A 24,144-nucleotide genomic window follows, 5' to 3' on the forward strand; every position below is an offset into this window, starting at 1 on the left:
GTCGATCATCGATGATGACGGGCCGAGGTGGGCGGAGTAGGCTCGTCGCGAACGGGGAACGGCGGCGGTGCCGCATCGATGTCGTACGCACATCTCTTCCCGCCCTGTCTTCCACGCCTGTGCCCGGTGCCGCCGACGACTCGTTCACGCCACGCCGCCGATCCCTCGCCGCAGTGTCCGGCGGGCGGGTTCGTGACTGTTCGTTGAGAGGTGACCTCAGTGCCTGCGGATACCAGCGCGCCGCGCTACTACGTCGAACTCACTCTTCCCGGCCTGGAGATGTGGCCGGAACTTCACCTGCGGATGCAGCAGATGCGAAAGCTGGGGCACCGGATCCTGGTGCTCTCGACCGCCGAAGCCGCGCCCCTGCTCGCCGACGCGGCGGACAAGGTGGTCGTCTGCGACGACGTGTTCTCCGCGGACTCGCTCGCCGAGGCGCTCGCGCCGTACGCGGCGGACGGTCTGCGCTTCTCGATCATCGGGGACCGGACGTGGTCGGCGCAGTTCGGTGCCGCGAAGCGGCTGGGCCTGCCGTTCCCCGGGATGGTGGGCCAGCTGAACTGCCGCATCAAGCCGAGACTGCGCCGGGTGCTGGCCGACAGCATGCCGCTGCGTGCCAGGGTGTTCTCGGCGGACGAGGCCACTCCGGAGCGGATCGACGCGCTGGTGACGGAGATCGGTCTTCCCTTCGTGGTGAAGCCGATCTGGGGTGCGGCAAGCAGCTACGTCGAGTTCGTCCACGACCGGGAGGCCGCGCACGAGCTCATCGGCAGCACCTTCGCGGCGCTCGCCGAGGACCAGGACCTCAATCCCGTCGACGACGGCGACCAGGTGTGGGACCCGAAGCGGCAGATCCTGATCGAGGAGTTCATCACCGAGGGTCGGGAGCTGTCGTACGAGGCCTTCGTCCAGCACGGCCGGCTGGTGCCCCTGCTGATCCAGGAGAAGTACAAGTTCAACCGGGAGGGCAACTTCCACTTCGAGACGGCGAACCTGTGCCCCACGCCGTTCGTGACCGCCGAGGAGGAGGCGGAGATCCATCGCCAGCTCCAGGAGGCGATGACGAAGCTGGAGGTGGACGACACCTTCGTCCACGTCGAGTGCAAGTGGGACGGGGCACGGATCCGGATCATCGAGGTGAACTCCCGCATCGGCGGTGGCAGCGTGCCGAAGATGCTCAACCTGTTCCTCGGCATCGACCCACGGGAGATGACGCTCAAGCTCGCGCTGGGCGAGACCCTGCCGACGGAGTACCCACGAAAGGGTGGCTTCCTGCTCGGCGTGTTCGTCAACGCGCACGAGTCGGGGGAGTTCGTCGGCTTCGAGGGCCTCGACTGGGGCCGTGAGCGGCCCGAGTTCTCGTTCGACCTCGAATATCTCCAGCCCGGGACGGTCGTGCCGCCGCGTGACGTCAAGAGCGGTCGGGAGCGCTGGCTGTTCTGCTACGACGTCTTCTACCACTGCGGCGACCAGGCCGAGATCCCCTACCTCTACGAGGAGACGCTGCGCCGGGTCCGGTTGCGGTTCGCCGAAGCCGGCTGACCGCGGGAGCGGGACGCTGGTCGGTGCGGGCGCACCAGGCGGCGATCGTCAGCTCGGCGAGGGCAGGTCGAGCAGGCGGCCCCGCACGAGGTCGGCGATCGTCGCCTGGTGGCCCGGATCCGAGAAGTAGAAGTGCCCGCCGGGCATCTCCCGCAACTCGAACGGGCCGGAGGTCACCTCCGCCCACGCCTGTGCGGCCGACCGGTCGACCCAGTGGTCGTCGGCCCCGTGGATGGCGGTCACCGGAACGCTCAGCGGCGTGCGGGGGCGCTGCCGGTAGAGCTCCACGGCCCGGCTGTCCGACCGGAGGATCGGCAGGAGGAGCTCCCGCATCCCCGGGTCGTCGAGCAGTGCGGTGTCGGTGCCGCCCAGCATCTTCAGGTCGGCGATGATGGTGTCGTCGGTCGTCCGCACCGCGGCCGTGCCGTGCAGGGTGCTGGGTGCCCGGCAGGACGAGGCGAAGAACTGCCGCGCCGGATGGCCCTTGCCCGCCAGGAGGCTCGCCGTCTCGTAGCCGACGAGGGACCCCATGCTGTGGCCGAAGAACGCGAGTGGCAGGTCGGTGAGCTCGTGCTCGACCAGCGCCGCGGTGAGCTGCCTGGCCAACTCCTCGATGTCACCGACGAGCGGCTCGGCATGCCGTTCCATCCGGCCGGGGTATTGCACGGTGAGCACGTCGATGTCGCCCGCGAGGAGCTGCGAGAAGCCGTGGAAGTAACTTGCCGAACCGCCCGCGTGGGGCAGCAGCAGCAGTCGGCAGGCCGGACGGTCTGATCCACTGTGGTAGCGCCGCAGCCATCGGCCGGCGGGCGTCCTGACGAATGCGCTCACGCCGATTCCCGACCAATTCCAGGGGCGGACAACGGCATGGACAAGAACATCGCTTCCCCCATGTGATGTCTGCCGACAGCGCAGATGTCGTCACTTTCCACGGTGGCGATACCAGATCCGCCGTGCCGGTCCGCCGCCGTGGCCGACGCCGCTCGAACGTACAGCGCGACGACTGGCGCTGCAACCGGTCGGATCATGTTCCGCAGCCTGCGTCGTACCGCTGACCTGCGCAGTATGCGGTCGGCACCGACCGGCCGGGAGCCGGCCGGCCTCCCGGCACCGGCCGTCCGCCGACCCCGCAGCACCGATTGACACTCCTCTGCGGGCTGTGGCATCGTCCAGTTGGTTCGCAGATGAAAGATCTTCGTCCACGCATAGCTGGTCATCATGCCGCCGTCGTGGTTCCGCAGCCGCTGCTGTGAGTGCCTCTCGACCCCCGCAGGGGGTGGATTGGGGGAGTCTCCACTGTGAGGTATGGGGGAACGCCTCTCGTGGACGGTGCCGTGTGGGGCCGTCCGGAGACAAATGCCGACATTGTTAGCGGGTCGGTCCATCTCGATATGACCGAGGCCCGTCGGCGGGCCCGTGCACTGGCCGGCACGTTGCTGGCCCGGGGCCTGGATCCGGCCGCCGAGTCTCCGGTGGCCGTCTGCCTGCCCCGGTCGGCCGACCTGGCCGTCGCCTATCTGGCGGTCGCGATGGCCGGCGGTGTCATCGCGCCGATCGACCCGACGCTTCCCGAACTCCGTCGGCGTGACATCCTGCGCCAGTTGCGACCGGCCTTCGCGATCGCCGCGCCGACCGTGGCGGACGCCTTCGCCGTCGACTGCACGGTCCTCGCGCCTGATGCCTGGTCCGGGGTGACCGCGACGGACGTCGAGGCCGCGCAGCCCGCGCTGGAGCTCCCCGCTCCCGACGACCGCGCCCTCTACATGATCTTCACGTCCGGCACGACGGGCGTGCCGAAAGGTGTCGTCTGCACGGCGGCGAACCTCGAACACCTGCTGCGCTGGAGCCTCGACGACCACGACTTCGGCGACGGCGCGCGGATCTCGGTTACCGTCTCGCCCGGCTTCGACGTCTCCATCTGGGAGCACTTCGTGGCGTTCGCCGCGGACGCCTCGCTGCACGTCGTCGACGACGAGCTGCGACTCGACCCGCCGGCGCTGCGGGCGGCCTGGGCCCGGCACGACGTGACGCACTCGTTCGTGTCGCCGCAGCTGGCCGAGGAGCTCGTCGCACTTGACTGGACCGGGCAGCCGACCGCCCTGCGCGAGCTCTACGCCGGCGGGGACCGGCTCCGCAAGCGCCCCCCGCCTGACCTGCCGTTCCCCCTGGTGAACCTCTACGGGCCGACCGAGTGCACGGTGATCTCGACAGGTGGCGTGGTGCAGCCCGCCGACGACACGAACGCCGACACCTATCCCGACATCGGTGTCGGGCTGCCCGGTCTGTCCATCGCCGTCGTCGACGACGGGCTACGGCCGGTGCCGGTGGGCACCCGTGGCCAGTTGTGCATCGGTGGGCCGCAGGTGACCCGGGGCTATCTCCACGACGATGCGCTGACCGCCGAGAAGTTCCGGATGCTCGCCGGGCCGGACGGTGTCACCCGGCGGTACTACTGCACCGGTGACCAGGTCACCGAGAATCCGGACGGCACACTCCAGTTCCACGGCCGCAACGACGGGCAGATCAAGGTCGGTGGCGTCCGGCTCGAGATCGGCGAGATCGAGGCCGCGCTCACGGCACACCCCGCCGTGGACCGCGCCGTGGCGCTGACGGTCACCCACCCCAAGTCGGGCAACCTGCGGGTCGCGTCCACCATCGTCACCGGTACCGGTATCACGGCGCGGGAGATCAAGGACTGGGTCGCGGCCCGGTTGCCGCGGGCCGCGGTGCCCGCCTCGGTGCTGTTCCGCGAGCGGATGCCGCTGACGCACAACGGCAAGACCGACATGCGCGCGTTGCGCGCCGAGCACGAGGCCGCCCTGCGGGAGACGGTGGCGACGTTCGACGAGGCGGTCGACGGTGAGACCGACACCGACGACCACGCCTACGTCTTCACCGTCAATCAGGAGCAGCGCAGCCTGTGGTTCCTCTGGCACGTCGCGCCGAGGTCGCCCCGGTACAACGTCACGGCCGCGTTCGTGGTCGAGGGCGGCATCGACGAGTCGCGGCTGCGGACGGCCGTCGGGTCCGTGGTGCGGGCGCACCCCTCGGTCGTCGCGTCGTTCCGGGAGGGCCGGGACGGGGTGCTCGAGCTGGTCGCCGAGGCGAAGGCCCGGCACGCCGGCGGTGACCTGGTGCAGGTATTCGACCCGGTGGCCAACCTGGCGGCGGCGATGCGCACCGCGGACGAGCAGTACAACGAGCCGTTCGACCTGCTCACCGGGCCGTTGATGCGGGTGGCGTGGATCCCGGTGGCGGAGGCCGACACCGCGGTCATGCAGCTCGTGCTGCACCACACGGTCGCCGACGGGGTGTCGATCCAGGGCCTGCTGGAGAAGATCACCGAGAGCTACCACGGTCGGGCCCTGGCCCCTCGGCCGGCGCGGGCCGGTGGGCACCCGGCAGGTGTCGACACCCCGCCCGCCGTCGTCGCGTTCTGGGAGAGCCGGCGCGACACCTACCAGCCGCTCGAACTGCGTCGCGAGTTCGACCCCGAGCTGGCAGACGGCAGCGCCGTCGAGATCCGGAGCACCGACCGGCTGGGCGCGCGGCTCCGGGACGCGGCGGCCCGCGCGCACACCACTCCGTTCCGTCTCATGCTGACGGCCTGGATGATCGCGGCCGGCCGGTGGACCGGTCAGGACGCGCTGACCGTCGGCGTGCCGGCGCACGGACGATCCAGCGACGACGCCTCGTCGGTCGGCATGTACGTCAACACGCTGCCGGTGACCGTGCCGCTGCGGGACCTGGACTTCGCCGACGTCCTGGCGGCGGTCGAGACCGAGTTGGCGGTGACCGACGAACACAGCGCGCCGTTCAGCGTGATCGCCCGCGCGGGACGCAGTTCGTCGGCGCTCGCGTTGGACATCGTGAACAGCACGTTCAGTCTGGAGCTTCCGCTGCGGCTGGGTATCGGCGACCGGGCCACCCGGATGCAGCCGCGCCTCGACTCGTGCCCGTACCCGTTGAGCGTCTTCGCCGATCCCCTCAGCGGCGACGAGGTGAACGTGTTCGCGCAGTTCGGCCGGGGCTGCATCGACGCGGCGGACGTGCGGGGAATGGTCTCGGCATTCCTGGCGCAGCTCGCCCACCAGGCCGACGTGACGCCCGACCGCCTCGGCGTGCCGGCGCGCGAACGGCGGCGCGCCGACGACGCCGTGGCGGCGGCACCGGCGCGACCGGCGAGCGCGGCCCTCGCCGCGGTAACCCAGACCTGGGAGAACGTGCTCGGGTTGGCCAACCTGCCGCCGGATGCGGACTTCTTCGAGTTGGGCGGCGACTCGCTGGCCGCGTTGAAGATCGTCGGTCAGCTCTCCGCCGCAGGCTATCCGCTGTCGCTCGCCGACTTCTTCCGTTGTCCGAGCATCGCCGAGCAGGCCGCGACGATGGGAGCAAGCGATGGGGACCGGTGACATGGTGGCCGCCGGGGACCACGGCGCGACGGCCACCGGAAGGCCGTTCTGGCAGCGACAGCAGCCCAGCGGCATGCCCCATCAGAAGTACCGGGCCGGTGGCGACCCCGGGGTGCGGCTGGGGGTGGGGCGTTCCTGGCCGGACCGCGAGATCGACGAGGCGCCGCTGTGGGTGCCTGTCGATCTGCGCGACGGCAACCAGGCTCTCGTCGAGCCCATGACGCCGGAACGCAAGCTCCGGATGTTCCAGCTCATGGTGCAGATGGGCTACAAGGAGATCGAGGTCGGCTACCCGGCGGCGAGCGAGCTGGACTTCCGGTTCGTCCGGTTGCTGGCGGAGCGCGACCTGATCCCGGACGACGTCACGATCGTGGTGTTCACGCCGGCGCGGGAGGACGCGATCGACCGGACGATCGACTCGCTGGAAGGCATCGGGTCGGCCGTCGTGCACCTCTGTGTGGCGACCGCGCCGCTGTGGCGCGAGATCGTGCTGCGCCGCGACCGCGCGGAACTGCTCGAACTGATCGCGACCTCGGCCCACCAGGTGCAGAAGCGTTCCGGGGGTCGGCACCGTTTCCAGTTCTCGCCCGAGGCGTTCACCTCCACCGAGGTCGACTTCTCGGTCGAGGTGTGCAACCTGGTGACCGACATCTGGGAGGCGTCGCCGGACCGGCCGGTCGTGCTGAACCTGCCCGCGACGATCGAGACGACCGGGCCGAACCGCTTCGCCGACCAGATCGAGTACGTGCACCGGGCGATCGAGCGGCGGGACGGGGTGATCCTCTCGGTCCACCCGCACAACGACCGTGGCACCGGCGTCGCCGCCGCGGAGCTGGGCATCCTCGCTGGCGCCCAGCGGGTGGAGGGCTGCCTCTTCGGCAACGGGGAGCGGACAGGCAACGTCTGTCTGGTCACCCTGGCGCTCAACCTCTTCGCCCGGGGCATCGATCCGATGATCGACTTCTCCGATCTGGACCGTGCGCGGCGCGTCGTCGAGGAGTGCACGGGCATTCCGGTGCACCCGCGCCACCCGTACGGCGGCGACCTCGTCTTCACCGCGTTCTCCGGCACCCACCAGGACGCGATCCGCAAGGGTCTCGACGCGCAGTCGGCGCCGGCCGAGCCGGGGCAGGTCAAGCGGTGGCAGGTGCCGTACGTCCCGGTCGACCCGGCTGACCTCGGCCGACCGTACGACCGCCTGATCCGGGTGAACAGCCAGTCGGGCAAGTCCGGCATCGCGCACGTGCTCCGGTCGGTCAGCGGGCTGTTTCCCCCGGTCGAGCTGCAACGCGAGTTCTCCGCGGCGGTGCAGGGGGTCGCCGAGGCGTACGGTGAGATCCCGCCGCCGGTGCTGTGGACGGCCTTCCGGGAGTTGTACTTCTTCGACGAGCCGGACAACCGCGTCGAGGAATGGGTGGTTGGCGGCGACGGGGCCTACGAGGTCCGGCTGCGGCTCGGCGGCACCCCGGTCACCACCCGGGTGCCCCCCACCGACCCGGCAGCCGCCGCCGTCGCGCTGATCACGCAGGCCACCGGGTCGGTGTGCCAGGTCCGGCGGACCGTGCACCAGGTCGCCGAGGCGGGTGGCCGTACGGCGCAGGCGTGCTTCGCCGAGGTCGCGGTCGGTGACCGGACCGGGTGGGGCAGCGCCACCGGGGAGGACTCCGTACAGTCGACCTTCCTGGCCGTCCTCGCCGCACACCGGACGCTGCAACGGGCCGACGACGCAGTCGTCAGCGACGTCGACGTGGTCGCCGCAGCGTTGCGCCGGCACCCTGGCCGGGGCTGAGCCTCGCCGGGACCGTCGACGGTGCAGCCGCCCTCCGCGTACCGCAGCGGGTACGAACTGTCAGAGGCGAACCCGCAGGCGTGCCTGCGGGCGGCCGCCGGATTCCACATCGGGAGAGATGCGTGGATCGCACAGCCCAGATTCGCCAGTTCCTGGCCGAGCACATCGCCGAGCCGGTGGCCGACGAGGACGACATCTTCGCCCGGGGGTTGGTGAACTCGATGTTCGTCGTGCAGCTCGTGGCGTTCATCGAGGAGACCTTCGACCTCCAGATCGACGGCGATGATCTCGTGTTCGAGAACTTCCGGTCGGTGAAGGACATCGACGCACTCGTGCTCCGCCTGTCCGGCTCGTGACCGTGACGCAGCCGGCCGTGGCGGACCCGAGGGTTCGCGTTCCGCTGTCCCGACCGCTTCCGGTGCGGCTCGAGGCCGAGCTGGGCAAACGGATCCACTTCATCAGTCCGGACGTCCGGGACTTCGAGTTCGTACGCGGCGACGAGGGCATCGAAGCGCTGGAGCTGACGCTCGTGCCGGATCCGACGGACAGCGTCGCGCACCTCACCGACAAGATCAACCGGGTGGTGGAGCGGGAGGTACGGGTCCAGCGCAGTTGGCGGCCCAAGGTGCTGTGGACCTCCGCGCGCCGCAGCGAGCAGTGGTCGGACCCGTTGCCCGAGATGGAGCGGGCCGGTCTGGTCCACGCGCCGGGTCCCGGCACGATGACCTTCGGCGACCTGATGATCAGGCTGGTCGACCACCTGGACCGGCAGGTACGGGCCATCGCGCTGGGCATGCCGGACAGCACCGAGTACCGGTACCCGACGCTGCTGCCGATGGACGTGCTCGAACGGCAGCACTACTTCGAGTCGTTCCCGCACTTCGTCATGTTCGTATCCCGCCTGCACAACGACGCGGACAACTACGAGACGTTCCTGCGTCGCTACCGCGAGGCCGGGCGGCGGATCACGCCGGAGATCTTCAGCCTCTGCCGGGACGACAGGTACTGCCTGCCGCCGACGATGTGTTACCACACCTTCAACCAACTGGCCGGCACCTCGGTGGACCGGCGGGTGGTGACCTCGCGCGGCAAGAGCTTCCGGTTCGAGTCCCGCTACGAGTCGGGTCTGGACCGGCTCTGGGACTTCACCATCCGCGAGACCGTCTTCCTCGGCCCCGAGGAGTACGTCGTCGACGCCCGCCGGCGGTTCCTCGAAGCGGCGTTCGCGCTTGTCGACCAGTGGGGGCTCGCCGCCCGCTGCGAGGTCGCCAACGACCACTTCTTCGGTGACGCCTCGAAGGACAGCGTGCTCTCGCAGCGGCTGATGGAACTCAAGTACGAGTTGGTCGTCGACGTCGCCGAGGGGCGCAGCATCGCGGTGGGCTCGTTCAACCTGCACGGCAGCCACTTCGGCGAGGTGTTCGACATCTCGCGCGACACCGGGCCCAGTCACACCGGGTGCGTCGGCTTCGGTCTCGAGCGCCTGGCGTACGCGTTCGTCACGCAGCACGGGACCGATGAGCGGAACTGGCCGGAGGCGGTCCGGGTGGGGGTGGCGCGGTGAGTGTCGACGGGCCGGAAGCCGACGTCCTGCGGCAGAGCCGGGAGCTGCTGGAACGGGCGGTGACGCCGAACGCCGGCGCGTGGGACCGGGCGCAGGAGATGGACGAGAAGGTCGCCGGGCTGCTCGGCGCCCAGGGCCTGCTCGTGCCGTCGCTGCCGGAGCAGGCCGGCGGCCGGGGCTTCGACATGGAGCTTCTCGGCCGCTTCAACGAGCAGGCGGGTCGCGCCTGCGGCTCCGTGCGCAACCTGGTCGGGGTGCAGGGCATGGTGGCGCACGCCCTGCACCGGTGGGCGAAACCGCCGCTGCGGGACCGCTGGGTGCCGCGCCTGGCCGCCGGTGACGTCTACGGGTCGTTCGCCCTCACCGAGCCGCTCTCCGGCAGCGACGCCCGCGCGGCGGCGACGGTCGCCGAACGGCGGGGCGGATCGGTCGTGCTCAACGGTGAGAAGTCGTGGATCAGCTTCGCCGCCCGCGCGGGCGTCTTCCTGGTCTTCGCCCGGTTGGACGGGCACGTGGCGGCGATCCTGGTGGAACGCGACACCCCCGGGGTGCACGTCACGCCGCAGGTCGACCTGCTCGGCCTGCGCGCCTCGCACCTCGCGGCCGTCCGCTTCGACGACTGCGAGGTCCCGGCCGAGCACGTCGTCGCGCAGGGGGCGCTGGCCTTCGACGCGGTGGCGACCGCGGCGTTGGACCACGGTCGGTTCAGTACGGCCTGGGGCAGCGTCGGACTGGCGGCGGCCTGCCTGGACGCCTCCCTCGACCGGGCGGTCACCCGGCAGCAGTTCGGGGCGCCCATCGGCGACCACCAGCTCGTCGCCCGCATGGTCACCCGGATGGTGTGCGCTGTCGACGCCGCGCGCATGCAGTGCGAGGCGGCGACCCGGGCGCGGGGCTCGGGCGACCGGGACGCCGTACGCCGGACGCTTATCGCCAAGTACGTCGCGTCGGAGAACGCCTTCGCGGTGGCCTCCGACGCGGTGCAGGTGCACGGTGCCTACGGGTGCTCGGCGCAGAGCAGCGTCGAGCGGCACCTCCGGGACGCCAAGATCCAGTGCGTCATCGAGGGCACCTCGCAGATTCAGGAGACACAGATCAGCCAGCTGACACTGACGTCCTGGCGGGCCGCCCAGCGCCGATCGGAAGCCCTGGGGCCCTCGGACAACGGAAGGTGACAGTCATGACCGCAGCAGTTCCCTCGCTGGTGAACGCCTGGAACGAGTGGGATCCGCTGGAGGAGATCATCGTCGGTCGCGCCGACGGGGCCGCCTTCGAGCCCGTGGAGCCCGGTTCCCGCCCCCAGCTGCGCGACGGTTCGGGTGGTCCCTTCCCCACCGGGCCGAAGCCCGACGGCATGGTCGAGGGCGCGAACGAGGAGCTCGACAACCTGGCCCAGGTGCTCAAGGGGTACGGCGTGACGGTCCGCCGCCCCGAGGCGTACGACTACACGACCTCGGTGAAGGCACCGACCTTCGAGGTGTCCAACCAGTACTGCGGGGTCTGCCCCCGGGACGTGCTGATCACCATCGGCAACGAGATCATCGAGGCCACCATGTCCCGCCGGGCGCGGTTCTTCGAGTACCTGCCGTACCGGCCGCTGATCTACCACTACTGGAACAACGACCCGAACATGGTGTGGACGGCGGCGCCGAAGCCGTCGATGGCCGACGACATGTACCGGCAGGAGTTCTGGGACTGGCCGCTGGAGAAGCGGCACGCCGAGATGCACAACTTCGAGTTCTGCGTGACCCAGGACGAGGTCATCTTCGACGCCGCGGACATGAGCCGGTTCGGCCGGGACGTGGTCGTCCAGGAGTCGATGACGACGAACCGGCAGGGCATCAACTGGCTCCGCCGGCACCTGGAGCCCAAGGGTCTGCGGGTGCACACCGTGCACTTCCCGTTGGACTTCTTCCCGTCCCACATCGACTGTACGTTCGTGCCGCTGCGGCCCGGACTGATCCTGACCAACCCGGACCGCCCGCTGCGCGACGGCGAGGAGCGACTGTTCCTGGACAACGGTTGGGAGCTGTTGGACGCGCCCACGCCGAGCACCGACAACCACGAGATGCCGCTGTACTGCCAGTCGTCGAAGTGGTTGTCGATGAACGTGCTGAGCATCGCGCCGGACGTGGTGGTGTGCGAGGAGCAGGAGAAGCCCATGCACGACCTGCTCGAGGAGCGCGGCTTCGAGGTGGTCAAGGTGCCGTTCCGCAAGGTCTACGAGTACGGCGGCTCGCTGCACTGCGCGACCTGGGACGTGCGGCGCAGCGGGGCAGCCGAGGACTACTTCCCGAACCTGAAGGGGTGAGACCGTGTACATACTCGGTGTCAACAGCGTCTACCACGAGTCGTCCGCGGCCCTGCTGAAGGACGGCGTGCTGCTGGCCACCGCCGAGGAGGAACGTTTCAACCGGGTCAAGCACGGCAAGCAGGCCCGGTCGGACAACCCGCACGAGTTGCCGATGCAGGCGATCGGCTACGTCCTCGGCCACGCCGGCATCACCCTCGCCGACGTCGAGATGGCGACCTGCGCGGCCGACCTCGACGAGATGCGGCGCGTCCACGAGGAGGGGCTGCCCTCCGCCTGGAACGACGCCGGGGACCGGGAACGGTTCCTGGCGAACGTCCCGAAGATCCCGCAGGTGCTCGCCGAGCACGGATTCCGTGGTGACTTCCGCTGGGTGCCGCACCACACCGCGCACGCCGCGTCGACGTTCCTCGCCTCGCCGTACCAGGAGGCGGCCGTCCTGGTGGTGGACGCGTTGGGCGACGACGCCTGGTCGACCCGGCTCTACCACGGGCGGGACCGGTCCCTGGAGTCGCTGCTCGACGTGCGGTACCCGGCGTCGCTCGGCTACCTGTGGGAGACCATCTCGGTCCTGCTCGGCTTCGGGGTGTACGACGCCGCGAAGGTGATGGGGCTGGCCGCGTACGGTGACCCCGCCGTGTTCAGGGACGCCTTCGACCGGCTGGCCTGGCCGACGCCGGACGGCGGGTTCGAGATGGACGCCGACGCCCTGCGCTTCGCCGAGATCATGTACTACCCGCCGAGCGCCTACCACGACCGGCTCGTCGAGCTGTTCGGGATCCCGGCGCGCCGGCCGGGCGACGACATCGCGCCGGTGCACGAGCACATCGCGGCGGCGCTCCAGGCCAAGACCAACGAGATCATGCTGCACCTGGCCGCCCACCTGCGGCGGCGTACCGGCTCGGCGAACCTCTGCCTGGCCGGCGGGGTGGCGCTCAACTGCGTGACCAACACGCTGCTGCTCGCCGAGTCCGGTTTCGAGAGCGTCTACGTGCAGCCGGCGGCGAACGACGCCGGGCTGGCGGTGGGTTCGGCGCTGTACGTGTGGAACGGCGAACTCGACAGGCCCCGGACCGAGCCGATGACGCACGCGTACTGGGGGCCGGAGTTCTCGGACGACGAGATCCGGGCGGAGCTGGACCGGCGTGAGCTGTCCTACACGGTCCCGGACGACATCGACGCGACGGTGGCGCGGCTCGTCGCCGAGGGCAGGGTGGTCGGTTACTTCCAGGGTCGGATGGAGCTGGGACCGCGCGCGCTGGGCTGTCGCAGCATCGTGGCCGACCCACGGGACCGCGCGATGCGCGAGATCCTCAACCAGAAGGTGAAGCACCGCGAGTACTTCCGGCCGCTGGCGCCGAGCGTGCTCGCGGAGGACGTCGCCGACTGGATGGAGGTTCCCGGTGACACCCTGGCTGCCGACATGATGCTGGTGACCTACCGGGCAAAGGACGACAAGAAGCCACAGATGGGGGCGGTTCTCCACGTCGACGACACCTGTCGGCTCCAGGCGGTGAGCGCTGCCACCAACCCCCGCTTCCACCGGATGATCTCCGAATTCAAGAAGATCACCGGGGTGCCGATGGTGCTCAACACGTCGTTCAACGACCAGGAGCCCATCATCTGCACGCCCGCGGACGCCATTGCCACGTTCGAGAAGACCCAGATCGACTATCTGGCTGCTGGTAGCTTTCTGGTCGCCAAGGTGTGAGGCCGACGAAGGTGACTTGATGTTCTCGCGTGAGCTTGTGATCAACAACGGGCGGAAGTTCGAGTTGCCGATCTTTCTCCCGGTCTATCAGCCACACCGGATGCAGGCCCTGCGGTCGGCGTGGACGGAGGGCCCGGAGATCGAGGGTTGCATCGTCAACTCGTACTTCCTCTACAAGCAGCGCGAGCTCCGGCAACAGCTCGTCGAGGGCCCCGGGCTGCACGACTACCTGGGCTTCGACGGGCTGGTCACCACCGACTCCGGTGCGTTCCAGGGCCTGACCAGGCAGCTCTATCTCAACAACGCGGACATCGTCCGGTTCCAGGACCGGATCGGCAGCGACATCGTCTCCCCGCTGGACCTCATCACCCCGCCCGGCGACAAGAAGGCCGTCGCCGAGGCCAAGCTCGTCTCGACCGAGAAGCGCATCGTCAAGGCGTTGGGCCTCGTCGAGCGGGGCATCCTGGTCGGGGTCCAGCAGGGGGGACGCTACGCCGACCTGCGCAAACGCAGTGTCGAGTTCCTGCGGGACCTCGGCGTGCGGTATCTCGCCCTGGGCTCGCTCGTGCCCTTCTTCAACCGCAACCACGACCTGCGGTTCGTCGGCAGGACGTCGGCGGAGGCGCGCGAGATCATCGGGCCCGACGTCCCGATGCACGTCTACGGCGCCGGTGACCCGGTGGAGCTGCCCTTCCTGGTCGCCTGCGGGGTGAACGTCTTCGACTCCGCCTCGTACGGGCACTACGCCCAGGCCGGGTGGTACATGACCCCGTACGGCGCACTCCAGGACCTGGACAAGCTCGCGGCCGGCGAGTTCGTCTGCGCCTGCCCGGTCTGCCAGGGTGAGCCGCCCCGGACGATGCCCGACACCGAGCAGCTCATCGTGCACAACCTGTGGACCATCCTGGTCACGATCCAGACGATCCGGGCCCACCTCGCCGCCGGCACCCTGCCCGGACACCTCGACGACGTGCTCAAGCTGCACGACGAGTGGTTCCCCACCAGCGCCCTGCACCGCTCGTGGCGGGAGATCGACCTTGTCTGAGCAGGGCACCCGGATCCTGGCGGAACTCGCGACGGACCTCGCCGGGGACGTGGTCCGGCGCTACCGGATCGACGAGAAGCGGGCGGTCGAGGTCATCCTCGACGAGTGGAGCCGCAACCCGAAGCTCCTCGCCGTGGCGGACGCCGCCGGCTCGGCCAAGGAGGCGCAGCGCACCCGGGTATACAAGGACGCGGCCACGCTCACCAAGAAGACGATCTACAACCGGTTGCGGGCCTACCGGTCCGAGCCGGCCACCTTCGAGACCGCGCTACGGACCCTGGTGGACCTGCCCGGGGACGCGTCGGCCGAGCAGGTCGACCAGGCCGCGACGGCGATCGCCGCCGCCCACGTCAGCACGGCCGAGCGGATGGGCCACCGCGCCGAGTTCCTCCGGGTGATCGAGGCGGCCAACCCGCCCGGCAGCCGGGTCGTCGTCGACGTCGGCGCCGGTGTGCTGCCCACCCTGCTCGGTGCCGACTGGCTCCACCGGCAGGGCATCACCCAGTACTGGGCCCCCGACAAGGACGCCAGGGCGGTGGCCGCCGTCGAGGCGTACGCGGCGAGGCTGCCGGCGGGGCTCGTCCGGCCGGCGCAGTGGAACGTGGCCGACGGCTGGGCGGCCCTGCACCAGTTGGGGCTGCCCGCGACGTGTGACGTGGCGTGGCTGCTCAAGGTGGTCCCGGTCGTCCTCCGGCAGGAGCCGCAGCTCGCCCCGGTGCTCGCCGCGGCACCTGCGGACCGGCTCCTGATCAGTGGCTCCCGGGTGGCGATGGCCAAACGGCAGAACATCGAGGCGCGGGAACGGCGGGTGGTCCAGCGGTTTTGCGCCGACCACGGGCTGCGCATCGTCGACGACCAGGTCACCGAGGACGAGTTCTTCCTGCTGGCCGAGCGCGGTTGACCCACCGCGCCCGGCCGGCAGCGACGCTCAGTAGCGGTAGAACCCCTGGCCCGCCTTGCGGCCCAGCTCGCCGTCGGCGACCTTCTGCTCCAGCAGCAGGCAGGGCTCGTACCGGTCCTGCCGGGTGCTCTCCCGCAGGTGCCGCAGGGTGAGTACGACGGTGTCCAGGCCGATCAGGTCCGCCGTCTCCAGCGGGCCCATGGTGTGCCCGAAGCAGCGCTTGAACACCTGGTCCACGACTGTCGGCTCGACCCCCTCCTCCTGCACGAGACGGGCCGCCTCGTTGAAGAAGACGTGCGAGACGCGGTTGCTGACGAAGCCCGGGAAGTCGCCCACCACGATCGCCTGCTTGCCGAGGGACCGCACCAGCTCCCCGACGTACGCCAGGCAGGCGTCCGAGGTGTTCCCGCCCCGCATCACCTCGACCGCCTCGGTGGCGTAGGCGGGGTTCATGAAGTGGATGCCGATGATCCACTCCGGCCGGGTCGTCTCGGCCGCCAGCCGCTGGATCGAGATGCTCGACGTGTTCACCCCGATGCCGACCTGCGGTGGCAGGACCGCGTCGAGCCGGGCGTACAGGTCCCGCTTGACCGCCCAGTCCTCGGTGACGTTCTCCACCACGAACTCACAGCCGGCGAGCTCGCCGAGGTCGACCGTGTACCGGACCCGCTCGGCCAGTTCGGCACGGGACAACCGGCCGAGGCCCGGCCGCAGCACCGGCGCGAAACGGACCCCCTCGGCCACCTTCGTCGCCGCCGCGGCCAGGGTCTGCTCGTCGCGGTCCACGAAGACGACCTCGAAGCCGTGCAGCAGGAAGTCGACCCCGACACTGGTGCCGATCGCGCCCGCCCCCACCACGCCGATGCGCCGCCGCACCGCTGCTGACTCGCCCATCACGCCTGGTCTTCCTTGTTGTCGTACGCGGTGGAGAACTGCTCCACGACCCAGGTGCCGAACTGCACCGGCTCGTAGTGCGGCGGGTCGTCCTCGCCGCAGCACTCCGGCACCGGGGCGATCACCGCGTCGAAGGCGGGCTCGAAGAAGAACGGCATCGAGTAGCGGTGCCGCCCGCCCGGGAACCGTACCCGGTGCCAGGTGGCGGTGTAGCGGTCGTTCGTCCAGCGCTGCATCATCAGGCCGATGTTGACCAGGAGCGTGCCGGGGATGTGCGGCGCGTTGACCCACTCGCCGTCCGGGTTGCGGACCTCCAGTCCGTCTACGCCGTCCTGCTGGACGATCGCGAGGAACCCGTAGTCGACGTGGGCGCCCATACCGAACTCGACGTCGTCGAGGCTGCGGTCCGGCTGGAACGGCGGGTAGTGCGACAGGCGCAGGTCGCACAGCTCGTCGCCGGCGTACTTCTGGAAGAACCCGGCATCGAGGCCCAGGCTGAGCGCCATCCCGGTGGCGAGCTGCTCGCCGAGCCGGGTGAGCGACGTCCACGCCTCCATCATCACCGGCCGGAACTCGGGCAGGGCCGTCGGCCACTGGTCCGGGTCGTCCAGCGGATGCCGGCCGGCGCGGGCGCTCTTCGTTGCCGCGATGGTCTCGGCGTCCCGGCCGGACAGCGGCTGGAGGTCGAGGCACTCGTGGTAGTCCCGCTTGGTGGCGGTCACCTCGGCGAGCATCGGGATGTAACCGCGGAACTGGCTCGTCTGACCGAGCCGGAGCTTCATCTTCTCCTCGATCGGCAGGTCGAAGAAGGCCCGCGTCTGCGCCATCATCCGCTCGGAGAGACCATCGGGGAGACCATGGTTGCGCACGTACAGGAACCCGACGTCACGGCAGGCGTCGCCGATGCGGCGTACCGTCTCGTCGAGGGCCTGCGGGTCCGGATCCGGGACGACCAGGGCACCCACGTCGATGACCGGGACCTCGTGGAACGTCTGCTGCCTGCTCACTTCGCCACCTCCTGCTGGTCGGCGCTGCGGGGGAAGATCTCGTGCACCCGGGCCCACTCGCGCTCGCCGACCACGAACGGCTCGACGGCGTCGCCCTTCTCACCGGGACGCAGCCACGGGTTGTCCGCCGCGACCGCGACCGCCACGTCGGTGCCCTCCGCCGCGACCGCCTCCGCCGGGTCGATGGGACGCAACACGCTGCCGAGCTCCGGGATGAAGAAGGAGATCACCGACACCCGGTCGCCGCGCAGGTTGTCGGTGTGCACCCGGTGCCGGCAGGCCGGGTAGTAACCGCCGCTCCACAACCCCATCAGCTCGCCGGTGAAGACGACACACGCGCCCGGCGGCGGCGACACCAGCAGCCACTCGCCGTCCTGGGTACGCACCTCGAGGCCGTCGGAGTCCTGGATGCTCACCGTGAGCATGCCGCTGTCGGTGTGCTCACCGAGCCGGACGTCCTCCCCCCGGTACTCGTCGGTGTCCCGGTAGTAGATCAGCCGGGAGAACCAGTGCAGGTCCTCGCCGAAGGCCGAGTCGGGCCTGCCGAGGACGTCGTGCTGCCCCATCGACCGGGCGAGCGCCTCGACGACGGTCCGGCCGACCTGCGACACCCACTCCGTGTAGCGGTCCACGGCAGGCCGGAACCCGGGCAGCCGGGCCGGGTCGGGCCACTGGTTCCCGCCGTACATGACGAACCAGTCCTGCGGCTCGACGTCGGCCGGCGGGGTCGCCTCCCGTCCGAACTCCCAGGACTCCTTCAGGTCCGCGATGCCGTTGGTCGACTCCTCACGCGGCGCGACGAAGCCCCGGTAGTGCGGCGAGTGCCGGACGCTGATCGCCGACTTGACCTCGTCCGGGGCGTGGAAGAACCGGCGCGTCTCGCCGAACAGGTCCTCGAAGGTCTCCGCGCCGATCCCGGGTCGCAGGTCGAGGTAGAAGAGGCCGATCTGCCTCGTCGCCTGCCGTACCGCCGTGACGGCATCAGGGTCGTGGGCGGCCAGCGCACCGATGTGCACGGTCGGAATCCTCATGATGTCACCTCCTCGATCTGTCGTAGCGAAGTGTGCGGACCGGCGACGACGGCCCGCACCGTCGCGACGAGACGATCCGTCCAGTCGGCCACCTGCGCGGCGTCGTACACGTCCGTGCGGTAGTCGACAGTCAACTGCATGTGGTCACCCGACTCGATGAGGTCGAACCGGAGGTCGACCAGGGCCGCGCGGGCCGGTACCGGGCGGAACCGCGCGGACAGGCCCTGGAACTGCGGTTCCGCCACCGCGTGGTCGAGGTTGAAGACGGTACGCAGCGGGAAGACCCCGTCGCCGCCCAGCAGGTCGGCGAGGTCGGCGAGCGGCAGCTGGTGCGCGAGGCCGTCGAGCACCGACTGCCGCAGGGCACGGTGGTGGTCCTGGAGCGTGCCGTCGCGGTCGAGCCGGCTGCGGATCGGCAACATCTCGGCGCAGTAGCCGACGACGGAGACACCACGCGGATAGTCGCGCCCCGCCACCGGCACCCCGATCACGACGTCGTCGGTACCGAACTGGTGGTGCACCACGAGGGCGTACGCGGTGAGCAGGACCTGGAACGGCGTGCTGCCGAACTCCCGCGCGGCCTTGTGCACCGCTGCGGTCAGCTCGGCGTCGACGATCGCGAAGTGCCGGCCGCCCGCGTCGTCCTGCCCGACCGGCGCGGAGTACGGGGAGACCCCGGCGAGGGCCGCCTGCCAGTACGCCCGCCCACCCGCCACGTCCCGCAGCGCGAGCTGGGCGAGGTGGTCGGTGTACTGCACGGTCGGCCCGGTCGGGCCGGTGCCGCCGTACGCCGCCGCCAACTCGTCGAGCAGCACGGTCATCGAGATGCCGTCGGAGACCAGGTGGTGGGCGTGCAACACCAGGTGCCGCTCCCCGCCGCCCTCGACCAGGAGGAACCGGGTCAGCGGCCCGGTGGCGAGGTCGAACGGCGCGGTGAGCAGGTCCTGCCACCAGTGGGCGTAGGACTGCGCCGTCCCGTCGAGGTCGACGACCTCCAGCTGCGGCGGCGTACCGCGCAGCGGCCGACCGTCGCGGAACACCACGCGCAGTGCCTCGTGCCGGTCCACGACGGAGTCGACCGCCCGCCGCAGCGCCCCGACGTCGACCGGACCGGACAGCTCCACGTCCTCGGCCACCGTCCAGTCGGGGGCCTGGGGCATGGCGGCGGACCGGGCCAGCAGCGCCGCCTGCGCCGGGGCGACCCTCGGTGGAACCTCGTCGGTGACGAACCCACCGCCCCGCATGGCCAGCACGGCCTCGGTGGCGGCGGTGACGACCCGCTCCACGTCCGCCCGGGTGTGCGCGGTCGACAGGAAGCAGGTCCGGCCCTCCCAGAGGTAGATCCCCCGCAGCAGCAGGTGGAAGTGGAACACCTCCATCGCCAGCGGCTGGTAGGCGTAGCTGGCGTTGCCCTTCCAGGTGAACCGGAACAGTGACCCGTAGTGCAGCACCCGGATCGGCGCACCCTCCCGGCGGAACATCGTGTTCAACGTGGTGGCCAGGTATTCGGTCTCGGCGTTCAACCGGTCCTGGAGGGCGCCACCCTGCTCGCGGAGGTGCCTGAGCATCGCCAGCGTCCCCGCCACCGTGGCCGGGTGGTTCTCGAAGGTGCTGCCGATGTAGGTGGTCTCCGGCACCGCCTGGCCGGGGCCGTCCTGCCAGGCACCGCCGTCCACGGCGTCCAGGTAGCGGGCCGCACCGGCGACCACCCCCACCGGGTGACCACCGCCGATGCACTTGCCGTACGCGGCGAGGTCGGCCTCGACGCCGAACCACTCCTGCGCGCCGCCGAGCCTGACCCGGAACCCGGTGATCACCTCGTCGAAGATCAGTGGAACGCCGGTCCGTGCGGTGATCTCACGCAGCCGGCGCAGGAACGCCTCGGGCCGTACGCCCGGGTTCCGGCTCTGCACGGCCTCGACGAGCACGCCGCCCAGCTCGTGGGCGTGCTCCTCGATGATGCTCAGCGACCGTTCGCTGTCGTAGGGCAGGATCAGCGCGTCGGCGGCGGCCGACGGCGAGATGCCGGGCGCCATCGGCACCGAGACGAGCGGGTCGCCGTGCACGTCGGGCAGGGCCAGCACCCGGTCGTCCTGACCGTGGTACGAGCCGGCGAACATCACGAACCGGGACCGGCCGGTCGCCGCGGCGGCCACCCGCAACGCGCCCCGGACCGCGTCGGTGCCGCTGACCGTGAAGAAGGCCCGTTCCTTGCCGGTGAGCTCGCAGAACAGCCGGGCCACCTGGTCGGTGCCGTCGACCACCGGACCGACCGAGATCCCCCGGGCGGCCTGCTCGGCGACGGCCTCGGCGACGAACTCGGGATCGTGCCCGCAGAGCAGCACCCCGAAGCCCATCGCGAGGTCGACGTAGTCGTTGCCGTCGATGTCGGTGAGGTGCGATCCGGCGGCGCTGTCCGCGACGATCGGATAACAGGCCCGCCGGGTCTCCGGGCGTACCGTCCGCATCCGGGTGTCCACCCGGTACGCCCGGTGCGTGCGCGCCCGTTCGAGCGACCCGGCGGTCCGGGCGGTGAACGCGTCGAGCAGTTCGTCGAGGTGGTGGCGTTGCTCGTCGGTCAGCTCGGACCGGGCGGCCTTCGCCACTGTCGGCACCCCGGCGGCGACCGGCGACGGGGGCGGCCCGGAGCGTGCCGCCGTCCGGTCGACCGTCCCCGGCGTCCGGGGGGCGGGCGCGGCGGGCACCGGGGCGCCGCCGAGCAGGTCGAGCTGCCGGTTCATCAGCGCGATCTGCGCCTGGACCAGCTCCCGCAGCCCGCCGTCGGCACCCGGCTGCGCCGTCGGCCGCACCGGTTCCAGCTCTCCCACCGGCCCGGCCGGTTCCACCTGCCCGACCGGCACGGCCGGCTCCGTGGGCCGCTGCGGTGCGGGCGGACGACCGTGCGCCCGGAGGTCGTCGGCGAGGGCGGTGACGCTGTCCAGCCCCTCGAAGAGCTGGCCCACGTTGAGCCGCACGCCGTAGCGGTCGTTGACGTCCTGAACGAGCCGGGCCATCACCAGCGAGTCGGCTCCCAGCTCCAGGAACGAGGCGGTCGGCGACAACAGGTCCGCCTCGGTCTCGAGGTAGTCGGCGAGCTGCTCGACGACGAACCGGCCCGGATCGTCCACCGGCCCGGACACCACCGCCGGCCCGGATTCCGCCGACCCGGGCACCACCGCCGGTGTCGGCAGCGCCGCTGCTGCCGACACCCGGTGCGGTACGGGTGCGGCGTCCGCCGGTGGGCGGGCCGGTGCCGGCTCCACCCAGTGCCGGCTGTGCTGGAACGGATATCCGGGCATGCTCACCGGGGTCCTCCCTGGCCCGTGCAGGCCGTGCCGGTCGAGGTCGACGCCGATCGTGTACAACTCCACGGCGGCGGCGGCCAACTGCTTGCCGTCGTCGACGTTCTGCACCAGCGACGAGGCCCAGACGATGGGCGTGCCGGTCCAGTTCTGCCGCCCGAGCAACGTCAGCACCGGTGCCGCGCTCACGTCGAGGGCCACGTCGCAGCCGTGTCCGACGAGCGACCGCACGCTGTCGGTGAACCTCACCGGCTCGCGGAGCTGCCGGCACCAGTAGTCGGCGTCGATCCCGTCCACCACGGCACCCGTCACGTTCGAGATGAGCGGCACGGTGGGGGGCGCGTACGTCAGCCGGGCGGCGAAGGCCCGGAACTCGTCGGTGACCGCGTCGACCATCGGGGAGTGGGGTGCGTGCGGCACCGTCACCGTACGGTGTTGCAGGCCCCGCTCACCGCAGGCGACCAGGGCGGCGGCGACACCGTCGCGGGGGCCGGCGACGAGCGTCTCCCGTGGGCCGTTCCAGGCGGCCACGGTGACCTCGTCGATCCCGGCCAGTGCCGCCTCCACCTCGGCGGCGGGGGCGAAGACGGCAGCGGTGCGTCCCCGGCCACCCGTGGCGGTGTCGATGAGCTGGGCCCGGTGTGCCACCAGGGACAGGCCCTCGGTGAGCCCGAACACCCCGGCCACCTGCGCAGCGGCGAACTCACCAGTGGAGTGGCCGAGCACGACCGACGGCTCGACACCCCGGGCCTGCCAGACCCGGGCCAGCGCACACTCCACGGCGTACACGGCGGGTTGCGCGTAGCGGGTCTCGTCCAGCCGGGCGTCCGGCTCGTCGGCATAGAGCAGGTCGACCAGCCGGACCTCCCAGCCGGCGTGCTCGCTCAACCAGCTGTCGCAGGCTTCGACGGTGTCCCGGAAGACGGGGTCGGCGGCGTAGAGCCCGCGACCCATGCCCGGGTACTGCGATCCCTGGCCGCCGAACAGGAACGCGACCACCGGGCGGCGCTTGGCTTCCCGCTGCCGGACCCGGGCCTTCCGACCGTCGAGGTGCCCGCCGAGCTGTTCTGCGGCGGCGGCACCGCTGGTCGCCGAGAGCGCCAGTCGGTGCTGGTCGCCGGCGTACGCGGCGGAGGCGGCGCAGACGTCGGCGAAGGCCTCCGGGGTCTGCGCGGCGGCCAGCACCGGCACCACCCCGCCCGCGAGCGTCCGCAGCGCCTCCGGGGTACGGGCGGACAGGGTCAGCACCCGGTGCCCGCCGGCCGGGGCCACCGGCACGGCACGCTGCGGTGCCCGGCCCACCACGACGTGGGCGTTGGTGCCGCTGAACCCGAAGGAACTCACCCCGGCCAGCTCGCCCGCCAGGTCGGTGCTCTCGGTGGGCACGGTGACCGGCGTGGACTCCCAGTCGACGTGCGGGTTGAGCCGGCGGAGGTGGGTGGCGGGCGGGATCTCCCCGTGCCGCAGCACCAGGATCGTCTTGATCAGCCCGGCGATGCCCGCCGCGGCCTCCAGGTGCCCGATGGTGGCCTTGAGCGCGCCGACCGGCAACGGCCGCGAGCGGTCGCCGAAGACGGCGGTGAGCGCGTCCGCCTCGACCGGGTCGCCCAGGGCGGTGCCGGTGCCGTGCGTCTCGACGTAGCCGATCTCGTCCGGGGTCGCGCCCGCGTTCGCCAGGGCCGAGCGGATCACCGACTGCTGGGCGAGCCCGCTGGGCGCGGTCAGGCCGTTGGTCCGGCCGTCCTGCTCCACCGCGCTGCCCCGGATGACCGCCAGGATCTCCTCGCCGTCGGCGAGCGCCTCGTCCAGCCGGCGGAGGACAAGCACGCCGCAGCCCTCACCCCGGCCGTAGCCGTCGGCGGCGGCGTCGAACGCCTTGCACACCCCGTCCGGGGCCAGCGCGCCACCGTCCATGAAGGCGGTGAACGTCTCCGGCAGCAGCAGCGCGTTGACGCCACCGACCACCGCGAGCTCGGATTCGCCGGAGCGCAGGCTCGACACCGCCAGGTGCACCGCGCTCAGCGACGACGAGCACGCCGTGTCGAGGGAGATGTTCGGACCACGCAACCCCAGGTGGTACGAGATCCGACCACCCGCGACGCTGCACGCGTTGCCGGTGACGCCGTACATCGCCGTGCTGCCGGCACCCTGCCGTTCGGCCAGCCGGGCGTACTCCGACTCGGCGATGCCGACGAACACCCCGGTGCGGGTCCCGGCCAGTGTCCTCGGGTTCCGGCCGGACGACTCCAGCGCGTGCCAGCTCACCTCCAACAGCAGGCGCTGCTGGGGATCCATCTGCCGGGCCTCACGGGGTGAGACGTTGAAGAACCCGTGGTCGAAGCCGTCCAGGTCGGGCAGGAAACCGCCCCGGGCCCGCCACGGACGCCCCTGCGCGTCCACCGGCGGGGTGTCCCACCGCCCGGCGGGCACGTCCCCGATCGCACTGCGACCCTGCCGTACCAGCTCCCAGAACTGCGCGACATCGGCGGCGCCCGGGAAGCGGCAGGCCATGCCGACGACGGCGACGGGCCTGGTCGCGGCGCCCTGCAGTTCGGCGACGGACGCGCGCAGGGTGCGGATCGTCCGGGCCGCCTTGCGCAGCCGGTCGAGATCGTCGGAACTCTCCGTCGACAAC

At 71.0% G+C, this 24,144-nt stretch carries 15 protein-coding genes; 10 read left to right on the top strand and 5 right to left on the bottom strand.

Annotated features, from left to right (window positions below; translation table 11 throughout):
- The first annotated feature begins 219 nt into the window (after positions 1–219).
- Positions 220–1,542 carry an ATP-grasp domain-containing protein gene (locus AC0AIB_RS02235; RefSeq protein WP_328341901.1) on the top strand — a complete coding sequence of 441 codons (1,323 nt, stop codon included), beginning with the start codon at positions 220–222 and terminating at the stop codon, positions 1,540–1,542.
- A gap of 48 nt (positions 1,543–1,590) precedes the next feature.
- Here the strand turns inward: AC0AIB_RS02235 and AC0AIB_RS02240 are convergent, their stop codons facing one another.
- Positions 1,591–2,373, bottom strand: coding sequence for a thioesterase II family protein (locus AC0AIB_RS02240; protein ID WP_465095884.1), 783 nt, complete (start codon positions 2,371–2,373; stop codon positions 1,591–1,593).
- Positions 2,374–2,876: 503 nt separating this feature from the next.
- Here AC0AIB_RS02240 and AC0AIB_RS02245 point away from each other — a divergent pair.
- The 9 genes from AC0AIB_RS02245 (at position 2,877) to AC0AIB_RS02285 (ending at position 15,275) form a co-directional block, all read left to right on the top strand.
- Positions 2,877–5,954: an AMP-binding protein gene (locus AC0AIB_RS02245; RefSeq protein WP_465095918.1), complete on the top strand. Its 3,078-nt coding sequence runs from the start codon at positions 2,877–2,879 to the stop codon at positions 5,952–5,954.
- Positions 5,941–7,743: a 2-isopropylmalate synthase gene (locus AC0AIB_RS02250; protein WP_465095885.1), complete on the top strand. Its 1,803-nt coding sequence runs from the start codon at positions 5,941–5,943 to the stop codon at positions 7,741–7,743. The genes AC0AIB_RS02245 and AC0AIB_RS02250 overlap by 14 nt, the downstream gene beginning before the upstream one ends.
- A 122-nt stretch (positions 7,744–7,865) precedes the next feature.
- The gene (locus AC0AIB_RS02255; protein WP_328341906.1) at positions 7,866–8,099 is read left to right on the top strand and encodes a phosphopantetheine-binding protein; all 234 of its coding nucleotides are present in this window, start codon (positions 7,866–7,868) and stop codon (positions 8,097–8,099) included.
- Positions 8,100–8,161: 62 nt separating this feature from the next.
- A complete protein-coding gene (locus AC0AIB_RS02260; RefSeq protein ID WP_465095886.1) occupies positions 8,162–9,307 on the top strand; it encodes a class-II aminoacyl-tRNA synthetase family protein in 1,146 nt (381 codons plus the stop codon).
- Positions 9,304–10,482, top strand: coding sequence for an acyl-CoA dehydrogenase family protein (locus AC0AIB_RS02265; RefSeq protein ID WP_328341910.1), 1,179 nt, complete (start codon positions 9,304–9,306; stop codon positions 10,480–10,482). The genes AC0AIB_RS02260 and AC0AIB_RS02265 overlap by 4 nt, the downstream gene beginning before the upstream one ends.
- A 5-nt stretch (positions 10,483–10,487) precedes the next feature.
- The gene (locus tag AC0AIB_RS02270; protein ID WP_328341912.1) at positions 10,488–11,618 is read left to right on the top strand and encodes an arginine deiminase family protein; all 1,131 of its coding nucleotides are present in this window, start codon (positions 10,488–10,490) and stop codon (positions 11,616–11,618) included.
- Positions 11,619–11,622: 4 nt separating this feature from the next.
- Positions 11,623–13,329 (top strand): carbamoyltransferase family protein, encoded by a 1,707-nt coding sequence (locus AC0AIB_RS02275; RefSeq protein ID WP_328341914.1) that lies wholly within the window; start codon positions 11,623–11,625, stop codon positions 13,327–13,329.
- A gap of 19 nt (positions 13,330–13,348) precedes the next feature.
- Positions 13,349–14,374 (top strand): tRNA-guanine transglycosylase, encoded by a 1,026-nt coding sequence (locus AC0AIB_RS02280; protein ID WP_328341916.1) that lies wholly within the window; start codon positions 13,349–13,351, stop codon positions 14,372–14,374.
- Positions 14,367–15,275 carry a class I SAM-dependent methyltransferase gene (locus AC0AIB_RS02285; protein WP_328341918.1) on the top strand — a complete coding sequence of 303 codons (909 nt, stop codon included), beginning with the start codon at positions 14,367–14,369 and terminating at the stop codon, positions 15,273–15,275. Before AC0AIB_RS02280 ends, AC0AIB_RS02285 begins: the two co-directional genes overlap by 8 nt.
- A 27-nt stretch (positions 15,276–15,302) precedes the next feature.
- Here the strand turns inward: AC0AIB_RS02285 and AC0AIB_RS02290 are convergent, their stop codons facing one another.
- The 4 genes from AC0AIB_RS02290 to AC0AIB_RS02305 are packed head-to-tail and all read right to left on the bottom strand — an operon-like array spanning position 15,303 to position 24,143.
- A complete protein-coding gene (locus AC0AIB_RS02290) occupies positions 15,303–16,169 on the bottom strand; it encodes a 3-hydroxyacyl-CoA dehydrogenase family protein (protein WP_465095887.1) in 867 nt (288 codons plus the stop codon).
- Positions 16,169–17,176, bottom strand: coding sequence for an isopenicillin N synthase family dioxygenase (locus tag AC0AIB_RS02295; RefSeq protein WP_328341921.1), 1,008 nt, complete (start codon positions 17,174–17,176; stop codon positions 16,169–16,171). The genes AC0AIB_RS02290 and AC0AIB_RS02295 overlap by 1 nt, the downstream gene beginning before the upstream one ends.
- Positions 17,173–18,207, bottom strand: coding sequence for an isopenicillin N synthase family dioxygenase (locus tag AC0AIB_RS02300; RefSeq protein ID WP_328341922.1), 1,035 nt, complete (start codon positions 18,205–18,207; stop codon positions 17,173–17,175). Before AC0AIB_RS02300 ends, AC0AIB_RS02295 begins: the two co-directional genes overlap by 4 nt.
- Positions 18,204–24,143 carry an aminotransferase class III-fold pyridoxal phosphate-dependent enzyme gene (locus AC0AIB_RS02305; protein WP_465095888.1) on the bottom strand — a complete coding sequence of 1,980 codons (5,940 nt, stop codon included), beginning with the start codon at positions 24,141–24,143 and terminating at the stop codon, positions 18,204–18,206. The genes AC0AIB_RS02300 and AC0AIB_RS02305 overlap by 4 nt, the downstream gene beginning before the upstream one ends.
- Between the last annotated feature and the right edge of the window lies 1 nt (position 24,144).

Source organism: Micromonospora sp. DSM 43699 (genome assembly GCF_055517075.1).

Excerpts from the sequence above, each read along its gene's own strand:
- AC0AIB_RS02250 (WP_465095885.1), top strand. The coding sequence starts at position 5,941 with ATGGGGACCGGTGACATGGTGGCCGCCGGGGACCACGGCGCGACGGCC.
- AC0AIB_RS02270 (WP_328341912.1), top strand. The coding sequence starts at position 10,488 with ATGACCGCAGCAGTTCCCTCGCTGGTGAACGCCTGGAACGAGTGGGAT.
- AC0AIB_RS02280 (WP_328341916.1), top strand. The coding sequence starts at position 13,349 with ATGTTCTCGCGTGAGCTTGTGATCAACAACGGGCGGAAGTTCGAGTTG.
- AC0AIB_RS02290 (WP_465095887.1), bottom strand. The coding sequence starts at position 16,169 with ATGGGCGAGTCAGCAGCGGTGCGGCGGCGCATCGGCGTGGTGGGGGCG.
- AC0AIB_RS02300 (WP_328341922.1), bottom strand. The coding sequence starts at position 18,207 with ATGAGGATTCCGACCGTGCACATCGGTGCGCTGGCCGCCCACGACCCT.